This window comes from Paenibacillus nuruki, from assembly GCF_001721045.1.
Lineage (GTDB): Bacteria > Bacillota > Bacilli > Paenibacillales > Paenibacillaceae > Saccharibacillus > Saccharibacillus nuruki.
In genome coordinates this window covers 23,131-40,740 of the sequence record NZ_MDER01000028.1, presented here as the reverse complement: position 1 = coordinate 40,740, position 17,610 = coordinate 23,131, and the positions used below count along the sequence as shown (strand labels likewise).

The 17,610-nt window shown below is 39.3% G+C and carries 19 protein-coding genes; 13 read left to right on the top strand and 6 right to left on the bottom strand.

The window, feature by feature from the left end; genetic code table 11:
- Positions 1–211 precede the first annotated feature (211 nt).
- Both PTI45_RS03900 and PTI45_RS03895 read left to right on the top strand, forming a co-directional pair.
- The gene (locus tag PTI45_RS03900) at positions 212–2,230 is read left to right on the top strand and encodes a methyl-accepting chemotaxis protein (protein WP_069326233.1); all 2,019 of its coding nucleotides are present in this window, start codon (positions 212–214) and stop codon (positions 2,228–2,230) included.
- A 285-nt stretch (positions 2,231–2,515) separates the two neighbouring features.
- Positions 2,516–4,537 carry a methyl-accepting chemotaxis protein gene (locus PTI45_RS03895; protein WP_069326232.1) on the top strand — a complete coding sequence of 674 codons (2,022 nt, stop codon included), beginning with the start codon at positions 2,516–2,518 and terminating at the stop codon, positions 4,535–4,537.
- 68 nt (positions 4,538–4,605) lie between these two features.
- Here the strand turns inward: PTI45_RS03895 and PTI45_RS03890 are convergent, their stop codons facing one another.
- The gene (locus PTI45_RS03890; RefSeq protein ID WP_069326231.1) at positions 4,606–4,863 is read right to left on the bottom strand and encodes a hypothetical protein; all 258 of its coding nucleotides are present in this window, start codon (positions 4,861–4,863) and stop codon (positions 4,606–4,608) included.
- A gap of 1 nt (position 4,864) precedes the next feature.
- Positions 4,865–6,058 carry an NAD(P)/FAD-dependent oxidoreductase gene (locus tag PTI45_RS03885; protein ID WP_069326230.1) on the bottom strand — a complete coding sequence of 398 codons (1,194 nt, stop codon included), beginning with the start codon at positions 6,056–6,058 and terminating at the stop codon, positions 4,865–4,867.
- A 553-nt stretch (positions 6,059–6,611) separates the two neighbouring features.
- Here PTI45_RS03885 and PTI45_RS03880 point away from each other — a divergent pair.
- The 6 genes from PTI45_RS03880 (at position 6,612) to PTI45_RS24535 (ending at position 10,827) form a co-directional block, all read left to right on the top strand.
- Positions 6,612–7,610, top strand: coding sequence for an NAD(P)/FAD-dependent oxidoreductase (locus PTI45_RS03880; RefSeq protein WP_069326229.1), 999 nt, complete (start codon positions 6,612–6,614; stop codon positions 7,608–7,610).
- Positions 7,611–7,773: 163 nt separating this feature from the next.
- Complete coding sequence (locus PTI45_RS03875; protein ID WP_069326228.1) at positions 7,774–7,971, top strand: hypothetical protein; 198 nt, start codon at positions 7,774–7,776, stop codon at positions 7,969–7,971.
- An 18-nt stretch (positions 7,972–7,989) separates the two neighbouring features.
- Entirely contained in the window at positions 7,990–8,622 is a 633-nt protein-coding gene (locus PTI45_RS03870) for a TraX family protein (RefSeq protein WP_069326227.1), read from the top strand.
- Between the two features lie 149 nt (positions 8,623–8,771).
- Positions 8,772–8,999, top strand: a complete 228-nt coding sequence (locus PTI45_RS03865; protein WP_069326226.1) for a hypothetical protein — start codon at positions 8,772–8,774, stop codon at positions 8,997–8,999.
- A 198-nt stretch (positions 9,000–9,197) separates the two neighbouring features.
- Entirely contained in the window at positions 9,198–9,749 is a 552-nt protein-coding gene (locus PTI45_RS03860; protein ID WP_069326225.1) for a hypothetical protein, read from the top strand.
- A 274-nt stretch (positions 9,750–10,023) separates the two neighbouring features.
- A complete protein-coding gene (locus PTI45_RS24535; RefSeq protein WP_069326224.1) occupies positions 10,024–10,827 on the top strand; it encodes a hypothetical protein in 804 nt (267 codons plus the stop codon).
- Positions 10,828–10,900: 73 nt separating this feature from the next.
- On the opposite strand, the gene PTI45_RS03850 is transcribed toward PTI45_RS24535, so the two are convergent.
- Positions 10,901–11,626 (bottom strand): hypothetical protein, encoded by a 726-nt coding sequence (locus tag PTI45_RS03850; RefSeq protein ID WP_069326223.1) that lies wholly within the window; start codon positions 11,624–11,626, stop codon positions 10,901–10,903.
- A 185-nt stretch (positions 11,627–11,811) separates the two neighbouring features.
- Between PTI45_RS03850 and PTI45_RS03845 the strand changes: the two genes are divergently transcribed.
- On the top strand, positions 11,812–12,186 hold the full coding sequence (locus PTI45_RS03845; RefSeq protein WP_069326222.1) for a cupin domain-containing protein: 375 nt from the start codon (positions 11,812–11,814) through the stop codon (positions 12,184–12,186).
- A 43-nt stretch (positions 12,187–12,229) separates the two neighbouring features.
- Complete coding sequence (locus tag PTI45_RS03840) at positions 12,230–12,412, top strand: hypothetical protein (RefSeq protein ID WP_069326221.1); 183 nt, start codon at positions 12,230–12,232, stop codon at positions 12,410–12,412.
- A 147-nt stretch (positions 12,413–12,559) separates the two neighbouring features.
- On the opposite strand, the gene PTI45_RS03835 is transcribed toward PTI45_RS03840, so the two are convergent.
- Positions 12,560–12,922 (bottom strand): HesB/IscA family protein, encoded by a 363-nt coding sequence (locus PTI45_RS03835; protein WP_069326220.1) that lies wholly within the window; start codon positions 12,920–12,922, stop codon positions 12,560–12,562.
- 456 nt (positions 12,923–13,378) lie between these two features.
- Between PTI45_RS03835 and mqnE the strand changes: the two genes are divergently transcribed.
- Both mqnE and PTI45_RS03825 read left to right on the top strand, forming a co-directional pair.
- Positions 13,379–14,485 carry an aminofutalosine synthase MqnE gene (mqnE, locus tag PTI45_RS03830; RefSeq protein WP_069326219.1) on the top strand — a complete coding sequence of 369 codons (1,107 nt, stop codon included), beginning with the start codon at positions 13,379–13,381 and terminating at the stop codon, positions 14,483–14,485.
- A 286-nt stretch (positions 14,486–14,771) separates the two neighbouring features.
- Positions 14,772–15,848 (top strand): NAD(P)/FAD-dependent oxidoreductase, encoded by a 1,077-nt coding sequence (locus PTI45_RS03825; RefSeq protein WP_069326218.1) that lies wholly within the window; start codon positions 14,772–14,774, stop codon positions 15,846–15,848.
- 72 nt (positions 15,849–15,920) lie between these two features.
- Here PTI45_RS03825 and PTI45_RS03820 read toward each other — a convergent pair whose 3' ends face one another.
- Positions 15,921–16,175 carry a YuzB family protein gene (locus tag PTI45_RS03820; protein WP_069326217.1) on the bottom strand — a complete coding sequence of 85 codons (255 nt, stop codon included), beginning with the start codon at positions 16,173–16,175 and terminating at the stop codon, positions 15,921–15,923.
- A gap of 175 nt (positions 16,176–16,350) precedes the next feature.
- Here PTI45_RS03820 and PTI45_RS03815 point away from each other — a divergent pair, with 175 nt between their 5' ends.
- Positions 16,351–16,596 carry a NifU family protein gene (locus PTI45_RS03815; RefSeq protein WP_069326216.1) on the top strand — a complete coding sequence of 82 codons (246 nt, stop codon included), beginning with the start codon at positions 16,351–16,353 and terminating at the stop codon, positions 16,594–16,596.
- Between the two features lie 141 nt (positions 16,597–16,737).
- Here PTI45_RS03815 and PTI45_RS03810 read toward each other — a convergent pair whose 3' ends face one another.
- On the bottom strand, positions 16,738–17,508 hold the full coding sequence (locus PTI45_RS03810) for an SDR family oxidoreductase (protein ID WP_083243328.1): 771 nt from the start codon (positions 17,506–17,508) through the stop codon (positions 16,738–16,740).
- Positions 17,509–17,610 lie beyond the last annotated feature (102 nt).

Sequence of the window (17,610 nt, the reverse complement as noted above, 5' to 3'; positions counted from 1 at the left end):
AGTAAAAAGGTTTTTTATTTGAGCATTTTTAGAATATATACCTATTTATTAGTGCTCAAGGCTTAAAAAATAAATAAAAAAATCCCTAATCGAAGATTTTCGTGTCGAAAAATATACATAAATGCAGATTAACTGTCGATATAAGGAACAATTACAAATCAAATTTATCCAAGAAAGTCATTTTATATACGTATAGAAAAGAGGGATACTTATGACGTTAAAAGTAAAATTGATCTTGTTAGTAATGGCTACTGCGATTCTAATCGCTGTTCCGATTGGATGGTCAGCGCTGTATATTATCAAAAATGAATCCACCAAATCGATCAATGCTACGCTTCAAAATACAGTATCCCAAGCAGTTACTCAGGTAGATGGTTGGATCAATACCAATAGCAAAGTGATCGAAACTTTGGGTTCTGTAATCAACAAAACGGTTCCTATCAATCAGATTACTTTAAAGCATCTGCAAGTCTATCAAGACCCTTCTAATGCAGGGAGTATATCTGATGTTTATTTTGGACTGGAAGATGGCACTTTCCTAGATGGGAGTGAATGGATTCCTGACGCTGGTTATGATGCAAGACAACGTCCATGGTATCAAAAAGCCAAAGAAACCAATGCCTTGTCTATTAGTGACCCTTACCTTGATGCCACTACCGATGGTTATGCCATTTCGATTGCTGTTCCTTTAACCAACAATCAAGGTACATTTGTTGGCGTATTATCTGAAGATATTTTACTTTCAACGATTACCGATTATATTAACAATATTAAAGTCAGCGGTGGATTTGCGTTTTTACTCGATCAACATGGTAATGTAATGTCTCATCCTGATGCTACTTTTATCAATAAACCTCTTAAAGAACAAGCCGACTATAGTGCTATTGCCGATACATTAATCAGTCAACCGTCAGGCAGTACCGAATACAATTATAAAGGCGAGCCTCAATTATTATATTACAGTAAAATTCCGGGTACCAACTGGATCGTTGCTTCTTCTACCTCCAAACAATTAGCTTTTGCTGAATATACACAATTACGAAATCAATATACGATTGCTATTATTGCATTGACCTTATTATTTGTAGCCTTTGCATTCTGGGTAGCAGTTCGAATCGTCAAACCGATTATTGGACTGAAAAAAAGTGCTCAACAATTAGCAGAAGGCGATCTTACTGTACATGTTCCAGTCAAAGGAAAAGATGAAGTTGCAGAACTCGCTATTGCGTTTAATACAATGTCTACAGCGCTTCGTCATTTGATTCAAACGGTGTCGCAATCGGCTCATGGAGTTAATTCTGCTTCTCATGAAATGTATAATAATGCTTCAAATTCAGGCGATATTGCCGGACAAATTTCTACCGTTATTGAAGAAATTGCTCGGGGTGCTGTTGAGCAAGCTGAATCGATTCAATCTGGTGCTGAAATGGTGATGACGATGACCGATTCACTGGAAACGGTAGCGGCAAGTGCTGACCAAGCGGCTCATATGATTAAAGAAGTCAACGAAGCGATGGATCGAGGCACCCAAGCGATAGCGCAACAGACGATGCTTTCACAAGCAGGACAAGCTTCAACCGAGCGTGTCGAACATTCCAATAGTATCTTAATTCAGAAATTAGATGAAATTGCTCAGATCACAAATGTCATTCGAGCGATCAGTAGCCAAACGAATCTACTTTCTCTGAATGCAGCGATTGAAGCAGCTCGTGCAGGGGAACATGGCAAAGGGTTCGCTGTTGTGGCAAGCGAAGTCCGCAAGCTAGCAGAACAAGCTTCTCACTCGGCTTCGGATATCGATAACCTATTGATTCAGTTAAATGAAGCAGGCAAACAAAGTTCATTAGAATTGTCTTCATTCCGTACTACAACGACTCAACAGCAACAGTCTGTCGATGAAACTAAATATTCATTTGAACATATTCGCCAATCGGTCGATGGGATTATTGCTCGTATAGGTCATGTGTCTGAAGGGGTTACGACGCTTAAATATAGTGCTAATCAAGTATCTGATGTCATTACAGGGCTTGCAGCTGTATCGGAGCAAAGTGCAGCTTCTACAGAACAAGCAGCTTCTTCTACTTTGGATCAGACTCAGTCGATTGCAAGTATCTCTACTTCATCCAAACACTTATCTGAAAGTGCTAATCATCTATTACAAGAAATTGGACAATTCAAAATCGAAACCGATGACTCATCCTCTACTTCTTCTCCAATCCATAACAAGTAAATATAGTGTTCAATCAAGAGCCAAGTTCTATTAATGAACTGGGCTCTTTTATTATATGTAAATTCATGCACTCTTTACCTTCCCACCATTTTTATCCATTTTAAAATTGAATCATTAATTATTAGGTACAAAGAATCATTTATGTGACAAAAATAGCAAATATGGGCAGAAATTTGTCGGAAAAGATAACCAAATGCAGTTGGCATGACGATATAAATAACAAGCAACTAGACGGTATTCATATTCGTTCATTATTTTATATACGTAGAGAAAAGAGGAGTATGTATGACTTTAAAGGTGAAATTGATTTTGCTTGTTATAGCCACTGCGATTCTTATTGCTGTTCCTGTAGGCTGGTCTGCACTGTATATCATCAAAAAACAAGCAACTCAATCTGTAGATGCAGATGTAAAGAAAACAGTAACTCAAGGGGTAACCCAGATCAATGGTTGGATTAATACCAATAGTAAAGTAGTCGAAACATTAGCTTCTGTGATTAATACTACTGTTCCTTTAGATCAAATTACATTAAAACATCTACAAGTCTTTAAAGATGAAAGCAATGCCAAAACAATCTCTGATATTTATTTCTCGTTAGAAGATGGTACTTTTCTAGATGGTAGCGATTGGGTAGCTCCTGAAGGTTACGATGCTAGAACAAGACCATGGTATCAAGAAACCAAAAAAGCTAACAAACTATTTATCAGTGCTCCTTATGAAGATGCCGGTACCAAAACGTACAAAGCTATATTTATTGGCGCTCCTCTGAAAGATCCTCAAGGTAACTTTGCTGGTGTTATTGCGGAAGATATCTTGTTATCTACAATCACCAGTTATATCAATACACTCAAAACAAATAACGGCTTCACATTTTTGATCGATCCTAATGGTAATGTAATGTCTCATCCCGATGAATCATTTGTAAACAAGCAATTGAAAGATCAACCGGATTATAGCGGTATCGCCAATACATTGCTTAGTCAAAATTCAGGTAGTGTTGAATATACTTATCAAGGTGATCCTCAATTACTATATTATGAAAAAATTCCAGGAATCAATTGGGTTGTTGCTTCATCCACTTCCAAAAAATTAGCTTTTGCTGAATATACTCAATTACGCAATCAATACACAATCGTGATTATCGCCCTTACTTTATTATTTGCTTTACTTGCTTTCTGGGTAGCGGTTCGGATGGTTAAACCTATTATCTTGCTTAAGAAAAGTGCACAGCAGTTGGCTGAAGGTGATTTGACAGTTGTTGTAGCAATTAAAGGCAAAGACGAAATTGCACAGTTAGGAACTGCTTTTAATACCATGTCTGCCGCTCTTCGTAACTTAATTCAGACCGTTGCGCAATCTGCGGTAAGCGTGAATAAAGCTTCTGATGAAATGTACAATAATGCTTCTAACTCGGGCGATATCGCCGGACAAATTTCTACCGTTATTGAAGAAATTGCTCGTGGAGCAGGAGATCAAGCAGAATCGATCCAATCAGGCGCTGAGATGGTTATGGATATGACCGGATCACTTGAAAAAGTAGCTGCAAGTGCTGATCAAGCGGCTCATATGATCACACAAGTGAACGAAGCGATGCAACGGGGAACACAAGCGATTTCACAACAGACTGCACTTGCTCAAGCAGGACAAGAATCGACACAACGGGTAGAAGCATCGAACACCATTCTATTGAAAAAATTAGACGAAATCGCACAAATCACGAATGTTATCCGTGAAATCAGTAACCAGACTAATCTATTATCTCTCAATGCAGCGATTGAAGCGGCACGTGCAGGTGAACATGGAGCAGGATTCGCGGTTGTTGCAAGTGAAGTGCGTAAGCTAGCAGAACAAGCTTCTCACTCGGCTTCGGATATTGATGCGCTATTGATTCAGTTAAATGAAGCAGGTAAACAAAGCTCGTTGGAACTTTCTTCATTCCGTGATACTACCGTTCAACAACAACAATCGGTAAATGAAACGAAAGATTCATTTGAACACATTCGTTATTCTGTAGACGATATTATTTCTCAAATTGGTCATGTATCTGATGGCGTGACTTCTCTCAAATCAAGCGCAAATCAAGTATCCGATGTTATTACAGGGCTTGCTGCGGTATCCGAAGAAAGTGCAGCTGCTACCGAAGAAGCTGCTTCATCCACTATCGAACAGACTCAATCGATTGCAAGTATCTCTACTGCATCCAAAAATCTGTCTGAAAGTGCGAATCACTTATTAAAAGAAGTCGGACAATTCAAAATTGAAAGCGATTCTACTCCATCTTCTTCAGCACCAACTTCAAATCAATAAGTTAGATAAAAAAACAAAAAAAGCGAGGTTCCTCAACAGGAACCTCGCTTTTTAGTTAGCATTTCAAATCAGACTTCTTCAGACAAATCCTGATCACGTTCTAATGATGCCATATATTCCTGATCATCACGATCTCGTGCACGGCTTTTGTCTTTCAAACGTTCGATCGCTGGTAAGATTAGAATATCGATTTCTTTTTGAACAGGATAAGCAAGGTCATAGCGACCCTGCTCTTCCAAAAATCCACCTACTTCTATTAATCCATTATACCGATCCAGCTCTTCACGCGTAAGAAGCCCACGTACCTGAACGCTACAATGACGCATCTTATAAGAATTTTCCTTTTTTCATAACAAGCGATACGCCGCCAATGATAAACAAGTAACGGATATCGATTACTTTTTTCAATTGAGCTGCTACAAAACCTTTAAGTTTGCGATCTCCAACAACACCTACTGCTTCGCCTTTACCAAGCGATGCTACAGTACCTTTGTTACTGAATACAAATTTCTTAGGTTGTTGTCCACGAATAGCTGCTACGATGTTTTGTGCACAAAGTACACCTTGTTGCATCGAAATTTGAGCTGTTGGTGGGTAAGGACGACCTTCTTCATTGAACATCAATGAGCTATCGCCAATGATGTATACATTTTCGTGTCCTGGTGCACGCAAGTATTCGTCAATTTTAACGCGTCCGCGCATTGCTTCGAATCCAGCTTGTTCTACTAGACGGTTACCACGGATACCACCTGTCCATACGACAGTGTTTGCATGGATTTTTTCAGAATTTTCACCAACGATAACACCGTCAGTTAGACATTCTTTGATCGCAACACCAATTTTGAATGTTACGCCTTTGTTTTGTAGAACTTTCATAGCATATTCAACCAATTCAGGATCGAAACCTGGCAATGCTGTTGGAGCTGCTTCTACATTGTACAATTTAACTTCAGAACGGCTAATGCCATGAGTTCTGCACAATTCTTGTAGACGATCAGCCAATTCACCGATAAATTCGATACCTGTGAAACCTGCGCCACCGACTACGAAAGTCAAACGCTCTGGTTTTTTATCTACTTTGTAAGCTGTAAATTGAGCTTCAATGTGATCACGGATTTTACGTACAGAGTTGATACTGCGAATAGTCATCGCATTTTCAAGCATACCCGGGATACCGAAAGTTTCTGGTTCGCCACCTAGGCAAATGATCAAGTGATCATAAGACAAAGTTCCGTCTTCCAAAATAACTTTTTTCTCTTGTGGGATGATTTCTTGTACGTTTGATTTTACAACATCAATTTTGAACTCATCCACCAATTTGGAAATTTGCTCACGCGCGTTATCCAATTTGTCTGTACCTGCTGCTGGCATGTGCAAGTGTGTTGTAAAGTAATGATAGTCATGGCGGTTAACCAAAGTTACGTCAGCCTCATTATAATTTAGATCTTTTTGCAAACGTTGTGCAGCAAGAATACCTGCATAACCTGCACCCAAAATAACAATTTTAGGAATGCTACTCATATTCATCTTCCCCTTCCAATGATTCACTTAGAATGTATTTCATTGAAGTACATCGCCTACATTAATACTTGGTAAAGATCATTAATAATAGACTTTGCACTGAAACGATAAAATCAGTTAAAATAGTTAATACCCATATATAACCATGATTGCTCCGTATACCTTCATAAAATTGTGAAAATATACACAACAGTAGACAAATGATTATATTCACCTATAAAAGTGCAATAGGATATGTCACATTATATTGTACTCTTTCTAGCGGATATGTTCAAAAAAATTTATGTTTTCTGAAAAAAATGTTTTATTTTCGTCACAAAACATCATTAGCCCAACTGAAATGATATCTATTTTTCTTTGAAATATCAAGAGTAAATTTAATTTTTTATCTATCTTTTTATATATTTTTGTGCATACGAAAGATATTTTTTGTTTACTTTGCGCGTTCCAATAAAAAGGATATGAGCTGTTTTGAGAATTGTCGTTTTAAAAATATTCTCTTTATGATATATAATTGGGTGAGATCGAACTAATTTACGGAGGTGCTTGTGAAGTGTCATCTACAACAAACAACGAACTAAGCGATATTATTATTATTGGTGGAGGGCCTGCCGGGATGTTTGCTGCTTTTTATGGCGGTATGCGTCAAGCGTCAGTGAAACTAATCGAAAGTATGCCTCAACTAGGCGGACAATTAGCTGCCCTTTATCCTGAAAAATATATTTATGATGTAGCTGGATTCCCGAAAATTACAGCGCAAGAGCTGGTAAACAACTTACAACAACAAATGAATCATTTTGATTCTGATATTCGTTTGGAAGAAAAAGTACTTAATGTAGAAAAGAAAGCAGATCGTCATTTTGTAGTGACTACTGATAAAGGTACACACGAAAGTAAAGCAGTGATTATTACAGCAGGCGTAGGCGCATTTGAACCTCGCCGTCTTGATTTACCGAACGCAAGTCATTTTGAGAAAACAAATCTACACTACTTTGTCAGCGACTTGAGCCGTTTTGCAGGTAAAAAAGTATTGATCAGTGGTGGAGGCGACTCCGCAGTCGACTGGGCATTGATGATCGAACCGATCGCTGCTGAAGTATACTTGATCCATCGCCGTGACAAATTCCGTGCCCACGAACACAGTGTAGAGAACTTGAATGCTTCTGGCGTCAAAATCATTACACCTACAGAAATTACTGAACTACACGGTGAAGATACGATTGAACGTGTTACTCTTTCTCATGTAAAAACCAAAGAAACGCAAGAAATCGAAGTCGATGATGTTATCGTCAACTTTGGCTTTATCTCTTCATTGGGTCCGATCGCTGAATGGGGCATTGAGATCAATAGTAACTCTATCGTGGTCGATTCTCGTATGGAGACCAATGTAGAAGGCATCTTCGCTGCTGGCGATATCACGACTTACCCTGGTAAGCTCAAATTGATCGCTGTCGGTTTTGGTGAAGCGCCTACCGCTATTAACAATGCTAAAGTCTATGTAGATCCTGATGCAAAATTGTCTCCAGGACACAGTAGTAATATGAAAATGTAGTTCTATTTTATCCCTGCTCTTTTCTTCACTGGATCAAGAATCCATGGGGAAAAGAGCATTTTTTTGTGGTTTTGCGAAATGTTCACCTTTTACTTGGATTACACCCCTCAATATGTCGTATAGTAAACATAAGATTATTTAAAATTTGCAGGAGGTGCCCTTCGTGAGTGTTGGTGTGTTTATTTTTCTTCGTATTATTATCGTGCTCGTATTATTAGCCATTGCTGGACTTGTATTTGCATTGAGTCGCAAATTTTTCAAAGAAAGTCGTAAAGGAGCAGGAATCGGCTTTTCTATTTTTGGACTACTGATTATTTCATTGATTGTACAAACGATATTTAACTTTAGTCTGATGAAGTAAATTAAAGGAGGTATGCCTGTGCAGTGGTTAGCGATGATCACGATGCTAACCGATCATTTGGGGTATGCTTTCTTTCCCGATGAACGGTATTTGCGTGTTATTGGTAGAATAGCTTTTCCGATCTATTGTTATTTTCTAGTACTCGGTTATCAACGTACACGAAATGTACGCAAATATACGATTCGGTTACTTCTAATTGCAGCTTTATCACAACTTCCTTTTATGTATGCTTTTGATATCACTAATTTAAATGTGGTCTGTACATTATTTATTTCCTTGCTTTTAATGATTGTAATTGATAAACTATCCCTGAAATATTTTCCGGTTTCGCTTCTTCTAATTCTTATTGTAGGTTGGTTGGCAGATCAGCTACATATGGATTATGGGATGTACGGCGTTCTGCTTGTATTGGTATTTCGTTACACGACCGGGTATTGGGTGATTGTCGCTCATTTGGCACTCACTGTTGTTTTTGTCCTGTTTGGAGGGTTTTCAGATATTCAGGTATTTAGTGTGCTGGCTACGGCTTTAATTGCTATTCATCTAAATTTGTATCCAAAAACAAAGCTTTATTCACCTCCACGCTGGATATGGCGTTCTTTTTATCCCGCACATTTAGCTATTATTGCGATCATACGTTTGGTATTTTAACAAATACAAATCGGGAATATATCACTTCCCGATTTTTTTCTGTCTTTTCGTAAAAAACCATCGCCTTATGAGTGCATCTTAGAGTATAATCGTTAGCGGAAGTCATCTGTCGGCTATAGGCAGTTTTAAATATAGGAAGGGGAACCCCCATGAAATCGAACAAGAAACACACACTTACTGAAGATATGGACTTTTTCACCGCTGGACTGTCTGGCAGTCTTATTACAGTATGGCAGGAAGATCCTGCTGGCGTATATTGTGAAATTGGACGTGGTTATGTAGAAGCTTATACGAACGAAGCTGTTCGCGTGCGTAACTTACAATCTGGAACCAAAAGCTTGTATTCTCGTGAATCAACAATGTTTCAAACCGATTGATTCATACTTAATATGATATCCAAAAGCCAGTTATCTGCTTTTTCTTTATGAAGAGGAAGCGAGAAACTGGCTTTTTTGTGTTCTTAAAGTGAATGTTCATTTGCAGTTCATATTCTCCTTTTATACTACGTGAAGAGGCATAAGATATCGTCTGAATCGTTTATCTAATGCTCATTCACTTTAGGAGGAATCTATTGTATGAAAACATTAAAAGTACTTTCGAGTGTCGCTTTGTCCGCAGCTTTATTGGTGGGATCGATATCTATAGGAGCAACAACTCATGCCGCTACAACGACCCCATCGACCACGACTGCTACCAAAGATGCCAAAGCCATGAACAATGTATTGATCGGTAAAATAAAATCAATCAGCGGTAGCAAAATTACATTGTACAAATCCTCCACTCAACCGGATATTCCCACAGGAACAGCAGGATCAAAAGCTCCAGTAGCAGGAGAAGCTCCTCCAAGTGGAACAGCTCCAGCCGCGCCGCCTACAGGTTCCGCTCCAACAGCAGGAACAGGTACTACTCCACCTGCTCAGACGTTTAGCACAACAACGACAAGTGTGACTGTAAGTAGTGCTACAAGTATCGTAAGTGTGACACGTTCTGCGGGTAGCACCAAAGCCACTCCAACGAAAAAAGCATTATCGAGTCTTAAAGCAGGTGATATTATTTTCGTTACACTCGCTTCTGGTACTACTAAAGCCACCAAAATTGAAGTTATGCCTGCTACTACTAGCAAATAATCGATATATTGATTCATTTAAAATATTTTTCATCTCTATTTTCCCACAAAATGTAAAGAGTCTCTTGTTGAAACAAGCAGGCAGTGAACCGTTGAAGTCAGCGGCTCGCTGCCTTTTTCTTTGATTTACTCTTGTTTAGACAATAATGTGGAATATCTTACTTTTTAAGGTTTCATTCATTTTTAGTTCACATTGAGTTCACAATCGCTCTCTATACTTCCGTTTATAGGACGTGCCTTTTGAAATGTCCTTCCAATCCAAAGGAGGTTTCTTTATGAAGACACTTAAAGTATTATCTAACGTCGCTTTTTCAGCAGCTCTCATTGCAGGTGCTGTAGCAGCCCCATCGGCATTTGCAGCATCTTCTTCCGAACAATCTACATCAGTACAATCTCAACAACGTCAGGTACTTGCAGATGCACCTACACTACCAGATGGAACCACTCCAGTCCTTCCCGCTCCACCTGCACCAGGTAAACTAGATGGCCCAGGACTTAAAGGAGAAAGAGCCGATGTTATCGGTGAAATTAAATCAATCAATGGCAATCAAATTACGATCACTGCACCTGAAAAACCACCACTACCTGCAACTGATCGCAAAGCGAACTATAAATCGGGTTCTAAAAATACGAAATCTTCTAGTCGCTCATCGGTTAGTAAAGATACGTATAGCAAACCACAAGGTCTTTTGCCAGAAGGAACAAGCGTCACGATCAATGTCTACAGTGGTACCGATATTGTGAAAACTTCGCACAGTCCAGAAAAAGGACATGTGGAAACGACCATCTCCTTATCGGCTCTTAATGTTGGAGATCATATCGCTGTGACACTTGCATCCGATACAAGTAAACAAGCGACTAAAATTGAAATTCATGAAGCTCCGCAACCACCAGCAAATGGCGGAACTCCACCGACACCTCCTGCACCTAAAGACGGAAGCACTCCGCCAGCTCCACCTGTACCAGCAGATGGAAGTACGCCTCCTACACCACCTGCTCCACCTATAGATGGAAGTACACCACCGACTCCACCGGCAAATGCTTCTGCTCCAGTAGCTACCCAAGAATCGTCTTCATAACGTAAAAATAATGATCTAGATTTAGTTGTATAGCAAAAAGAGTGAACCATCGTGTTCACTCTTTTTTGCTGTATTATGAATGATCTGTAGATGTTGTATCTGAGGAAGTATCTTGACTCGAAATATCACCTTTCATCTGACCACTACGCATACCGCCGCCCATACCATTAAATAGTTGAATCTGATCGGCTACGGAAGAATCATCTGTATTCAACCAAACGTTGATGACATCATCTGCTTTGAGATCGGAAAGGGCTTTGGTCGTTGTCGTCATTTCATTATTCTCCATCGTCATTGTAGAGAACGTTGTACTGTCGGATACTGTAATCGTAACGGTCTCGTCCGAGAACATATCTTTTCCACCCGTGCTCGCTTGTTCAGAAGAGGCTGGAGCTTGTGAACCTTCATTGACGGGTGCTTGAGCAGACTCTCCATCAGGCGTAGCTGGAGGGGATTGTCCGCCATCTGCTGGGGAAGCACCTCCATCACCGGGTTGTCCTTCTGGTGGAGCACTCATACCTTTGCCTCCACCTTGCACCATCTGAGAAGGATCTATTGTAGACTTGTAGATGGTAATCATATTACCGTCAATAGATTTGATTTTGCCCATTAGATCAGCATTCGCTTGTGCCGTGCTATCTCCCGAAGAAGATGATGTGTTGGTAGATGTTGCTGTTGCAGAAGCATCTGCTGTATTGGTTGTTGGCTCTGCTGTTGATGACGTTTCACTATTTGTACTGCATCCCGCTAACAGAGCGATCGTCATCGTGGTTCCTAAAAGGAATGTCCATTTCTTCATCTGAATTGCCTCCTTGTGTGTAGCCTGCCATCTGATCATGATGTGTGGGCTGTAAAACTATTGTAAAAGAGGCATGTGAACTTCTTATGAATAGTTGCTAAATAGATGTTAACGTTTCTTTTCATGTATAATTTATATACGATCTATCAATTCTATACATAACGATGCAGAATGGAGTGTTAACGATGTTAAACGTATTGAGTCCTACCAATATTGCAGAAGAATTAGCCAAAATTACAGAACACTGGTCGCCACGAGTGATCGGGCAAGTAAACGATCAATATGTCAAAGTGGCAAAAGTTAAAGGAGAACTGGTCTGGCATCAACATGATCATGAAGATGAATTATTTCTAGTTGTTTATGGAAAGGTTATTATTCGTCTACAAGATGCTGAAGATATCACTTTAGAAAAAGGAGAATTTTATGTTGTTCCCAAAGGAACGATGCATAACCCGTTCGCTGAAGAAGAATGTGGATTAGTCTTAATCGAGTCGGTAAGTACCAAGCATACCGGCGATGTAGAATCTCCGTTAACCAAGTCGATCGAAGATCAATTATAAGATCAATGAAGATATCTATACACACATCAAGGAGCTGTTGCATATGTGGAGTAAAGACGGAAGTATTGCACTGATTGGAACGTTTTTATCGATCATTGGCAATATTATGATCATTGCTGAACATCCTTATGGCAGAACCGTATTGCTTGTGAGTATTTATGTAATGATAGCAGGATTAATCTTCTTAATGATTCAGAAATACCGTAAACGAAAAGTGAAAATGTAAATACAAAAAGCGAAGCCTATGAAGATTAGGTTTCGCTTTTTTTGTATCTATTGCTAGCTATACATCTTGTATACAAAAAAAGACCCTGAAATACGTAAATGTACGCTTTCAAGGTCTTCTCATTTAATGATTATTTACGAAATGATCTTAATCTTCACAAGGTTGAGCCAATACTTCGTCTTCTTCGCGTGTACGGAAACTTGATCCGCAACCACAAGTTGCTACAGCATTTGGATTATGAATGGTAAATCCACCACTCATACCGGATTCTTCAAAATCCACTTCCAAACCGTTCAAGTATTTCAGGTCTTCTTTATCCACAACGACTTTCATATCTTGAATAGTCATATATATATCTTTATCCGTTTCTTCGCTATCAAAGCCCATGGCATAAGAGAATCCACTGCAACCACCAGGGTTTACGCCAATACGTACGAATAGACCGGGTATGTCTTGATCTTCCATAATGCCTTTCATACGTGAAGCTGCTGAATCACTAATTGTAATCAATGATATCCCCTCCTTTTCTTTTTCATTATACTCTTCTGTTCCACTGCACTCAAGGCTTATTCATTATGCACAATCTCTCATTTTTTAAGTAATTGTATTGCCCGCGTTACATGAGAGGTTTATAATGGGTAAGTGAAGGATGACAGGAAATGTCGAAATTCTGTCAAAAACCAAACATCGTTACACCTTATGTGCCGTTGTAACTTTTTTCACATTAATTCTTCAAATCAGGTGACTATGTTATGTAATTTGTTGTATATTATATAGTATGCGTTCAAAGATGAAGTTATTTTGGCATTTTTATTGTTAGGATTGACAGCATATATGGTGTGCTTTTTTTAATTGCTATTATTCATTGACTCCTTATTGGTGTAAGACAATGACAAGCACGTCTTACAAGATTCGGACATCACAGAAGATAGACAGAAGTTTTAAGGAGAACAGGAGGAACCTAGCATGTCTACTATTATTACACCACAAACCGATACCCGTATGGCAGAAATTTTCCATAAAGTACGTACAGGTGAGCGTTTATCTATTGAAGATGGGGTATATCTATATGAGAGTGATGATATCCTCACCATCGGACAAATGGCAAATGAAGTGAACTTACGCAAAAATGGTAAAAAGGTTTATTTTATCGAAAATATGAGTCTGTATTTTACTAATGTATGTGAAGCTCATTGCGCATTTTGTAACTTCCGTAAAGACGAAGGCGAAGAAGGTTCATACACATTAAGTGGTCAGGAAATGGTTGATTATGTACAACAACATTACCATCCTGGCGTTCGTGAATTCCATATTGTAGGTGGACATAACAACAATGTACCTTTCCAATATTATGTTGATTCTCTTCAAGCGCTCAAAGAAGCTTTTCCAGAAGTGGTACTCAAAGCATACACAGCAGCTGAGATTGACTTCTTTACTCGGATCAGCGGATTGAATATTGAACAAGTACTCACAAAGCTACGTGAAGCAGGTTTGCAATCGTTGACCGGTGGTGGCGCAGAGATCTTATCTGATGAGTATCGTAAAAAAATGCGTGTCGACAAAGCAAACGTTGACCGTTATCTAGAAGTGCATCGTACTGCTCATAATATGGGTATGCGTACACACACCACCATGTTATACGGTTCGATTGAAAGTTACGAAGACCGTGTACGTCATATGGTACAAATTCGTGAGTTGCAAGACGAAACAAATGGATTCCTTGTATTTATTCCATTGTCTATGCAACCGAAAAGTAAAAATGCAAGTATTATGCGTCGTAACTCGGCTTATGAAGATTTGAAAACAATCGCAATCAGTCGTCTGATGCTTGACAATATCGATCATATTAAAGCGTACTTTATCAATATTGGTACTCAGTTGACTCAAATGGCTCTAACTTTTGGTGCTTCTGATGCTCACGGTACAATTATCAAAGAACGTATCAGTCATGCAGCAGGTGCTTTGACTCCAGAAGGTTTGACTCGTAAAGAGTTGATCTGGTTGATTAAAGGCGCAGGTCGTATTCCTGTAGAACGCGATACATTCTACAACGAAATTAAAGTATACGAATAGTCTTTAGATCTATTCAACATCTCATCATACCCCGGGCTTTACTTAATCATACAGTGGATTCGTTTTAGATATCCTATCGCTGTATCTTAGAAGTAAAGCCCGTTTATACGCCTGTAAGCTGGCAATATGTGGCTTTTTGGGCAAAAAAGGCATCACCCGGCTCACCGCTTTGCCTTCTCTGCGCCGGATGACTTGCCTCTATGTTTATGATTTTTGAAATCATTATGACTACGGGGATCATGTACGATTCTCATCTATTTATTATCTACCAGAAGGAGAAGATATCATGAAAAATTTAGTTATACTCGGTGCAGGTTACGGTGGCGTTACATTAGCCCACGAATTATTGGATCATAAGATTCCAGCAGACACACAGATTATTTTAGTAGATCGTATGCCTTTCCAGGGACTTAAAACAGAATATTATGCTTTAGCAGCAGGAACAGCTTCTGATCTTGAGTTGCGCGTTAAATTTCCTACACATGCCAAAATGACCACTAGATATGGTGATGTAACAGGCATTAATTTAGAAGATAAAGTGATTTCATTTGAAGATGGCGAACCGTTGAATTACGATCAAATGGTAATCGCTTTAGGTTGTACCGATAATTTCCATGGTGTACCCGGTGCTGCTGAATACACAAGTACTATTCAATCATTCACAGCTACTCGTGATACGTACTTAAAAATAAATAATTTACCTCCTCAAGCTACAGTGAATATTGTTGGCGGAGGATTAAGCGGAATAGAGATTGCGGCTGAAATTCGTGAAAGTCGTGAAGATTTGAATGTGCGTATTCTGGATCGTGGTGAGCGTCTATTGTCTTCATCTCCTCCACGCTTGTCTAAATATGTAGAAGAATGGTTCCGTGAGCATAATGTAGAAGTACGTAACCATATCAATATTAGCCGTGTAGAAGGACATTGTGTCTATAACGGTGAGTCTGAGCGCATTTCAGCAGATGTAACGGTCTGGACAGCAGGTATTCGCCCTGTACCATTGATCGATGAGTTAAATGTCAATCAGGATAACTCTGGACGTGTCATTTTGGACGAGCTGTATCGTATTCCAGGTCGCCCGGAAGTATTTGTATGTGGAGATTGTGCTTCCCTCCCTTTCGCAGCTAGTGCACAAGCAGCAGAAGCTCAAGCAGAACAGATTGCTAATGTGATTGTAGCCGGTTGGAAAGGGGAACAACCGAAAGTGCAACCACTGAAACTTAAAGGAACTTTAGGAGCATTAGGTAAAAAATCTGGTTTTGGTACAGGATTTGGATTCGGTGGTAAAAGCTCTGTTACAGGTAAAGTGCCTCGTCTACTGAAAAGTGGCGTGCTCTGGATGTCCAAACATCATTTCGGTTAGAATCCTATCTTCATGATGTACTTTGTGATAATGAACTATTCATTGGTGCTTGAGCATAAAAAAAAGCTGATCTCAGTCTAAATCGAGATCAGCCCAAGCATCAGCTTCATTAACCTTTTCTAAAATTAACGTATATAGTGTATCCGCATCTTCCGATGCAACGATTTCTCCGTTGACTAAAGCATAAGGCATTGCATAACATTGACCACAATTGCCCAGACAACCGTATTCTATAATATCATAATCAGGATCTGCTTCTAACTTCTTCATCACCTGATCTGTACCGGTATGCATATTACTCTGGCAAAACTCTATAATCGGTCTCATATGTGTATTCCTCCAATCGTTGTACCTTGAACATCATACACTAAAATGTGTCTGAATATGCACCTATATTGTCATTTTTAGAAAGAAATTTGAAATGAGTATAAAAATCATTGCGTAAATGCTGAAATTTTGGTGTATTTATACTATAATATAGTTACGAAAGGAGTTGAACAATATGAGTGAAAGTGTACAGGTTGAAATGTACGATGAAGTATTGGAAGTTCTGGACAAATTGCGTCCATTCTTGCAACGCGATGGCGGCGACGTTGAGTTGGTAGACGTTGAGGATGGTATCGTTAAGCTTAAGTTGATGGGAGCTTGCGGTAGTTGCCCAAGTTCGACAATCACGCTAAAAGCGGGTATCGAGCGCGCCCTTTTCGAAGAAGTTGAAGGTGTGCAAGAGGTTGTCCAAGTATTCTAATTCAGACTTTTTTATACAGAGGCAACGATTGATTGCCTTCGCTTCATAACAAAAAGCGTCTTGTCTTCCTTCGGGAAGCAGGACGCTTTTTTTGTGCTTATACATGTATTCACCTTTTACTGTAAGCCCTATCTATTCGGTTCATCCTTTGATATATGGACGAATCGGATCAAGTCCACCCGAGATATCCATGATATTACCTGTAATAAAGTCAGAATCGGAATGACATAGATAAGAAATAACACGCGAAATGTCTTCTCCACTACCCGGTCTACCTCGCGGCGTTTCTTCATCACCAAGATGAAGGACATCGGCAATCCGTTTTTCTTTGTTATCCCCGCGAATATCACCCGGACAGATCATATTAACAGTAATCGCATTTTCTGCTTCTTCTACAGCCAATGTTTTGGTAAACGAAACCAATCCTACTTTGGCTGCGGCATATACAGCACGATGAGGCCATGATCTCGATTCAGCTGCATGTCCAAAACCAAAATGAATAATGCGTCCCCATTTCTGCTGACGCATATGAGGTAATACACGGTGATCTAGCAACATCGCACCGATCAGATTTCCTTGCATTAACGACATGATTTCTGCACGCTCATAATCAGCAAATAGACGGCGTTCCCGGATAAAAGGTCCTGCGTTATTGACTAAAATATCAATACCACCCAGCTGTTGTTCCACTTCGTCTACAAGGCGATCTATATCGGCTTCAAGCGAAATATCAGCTTGTACAACAATACAGCGTACTCCCATTTTTTCAATACGAGACTGTAAATGTATAGCTTCTTCATGACTATTCATATAATTTAGAGCGATATCACAGCCTTGACCCGCTAGCGTAAGCGCCGTCATTTTACCTAATCCTTTGGCACTGCCTGTAATCAGGGCAATTTTACGATCCAAAAAAGTTCCTCCTCTAGAACATCTATTACATCTTTTCGATTGTTATGATCTTTTATAATGGTATACGTTGGAATCATAGCTTTTGGATGATACCCATTCTTA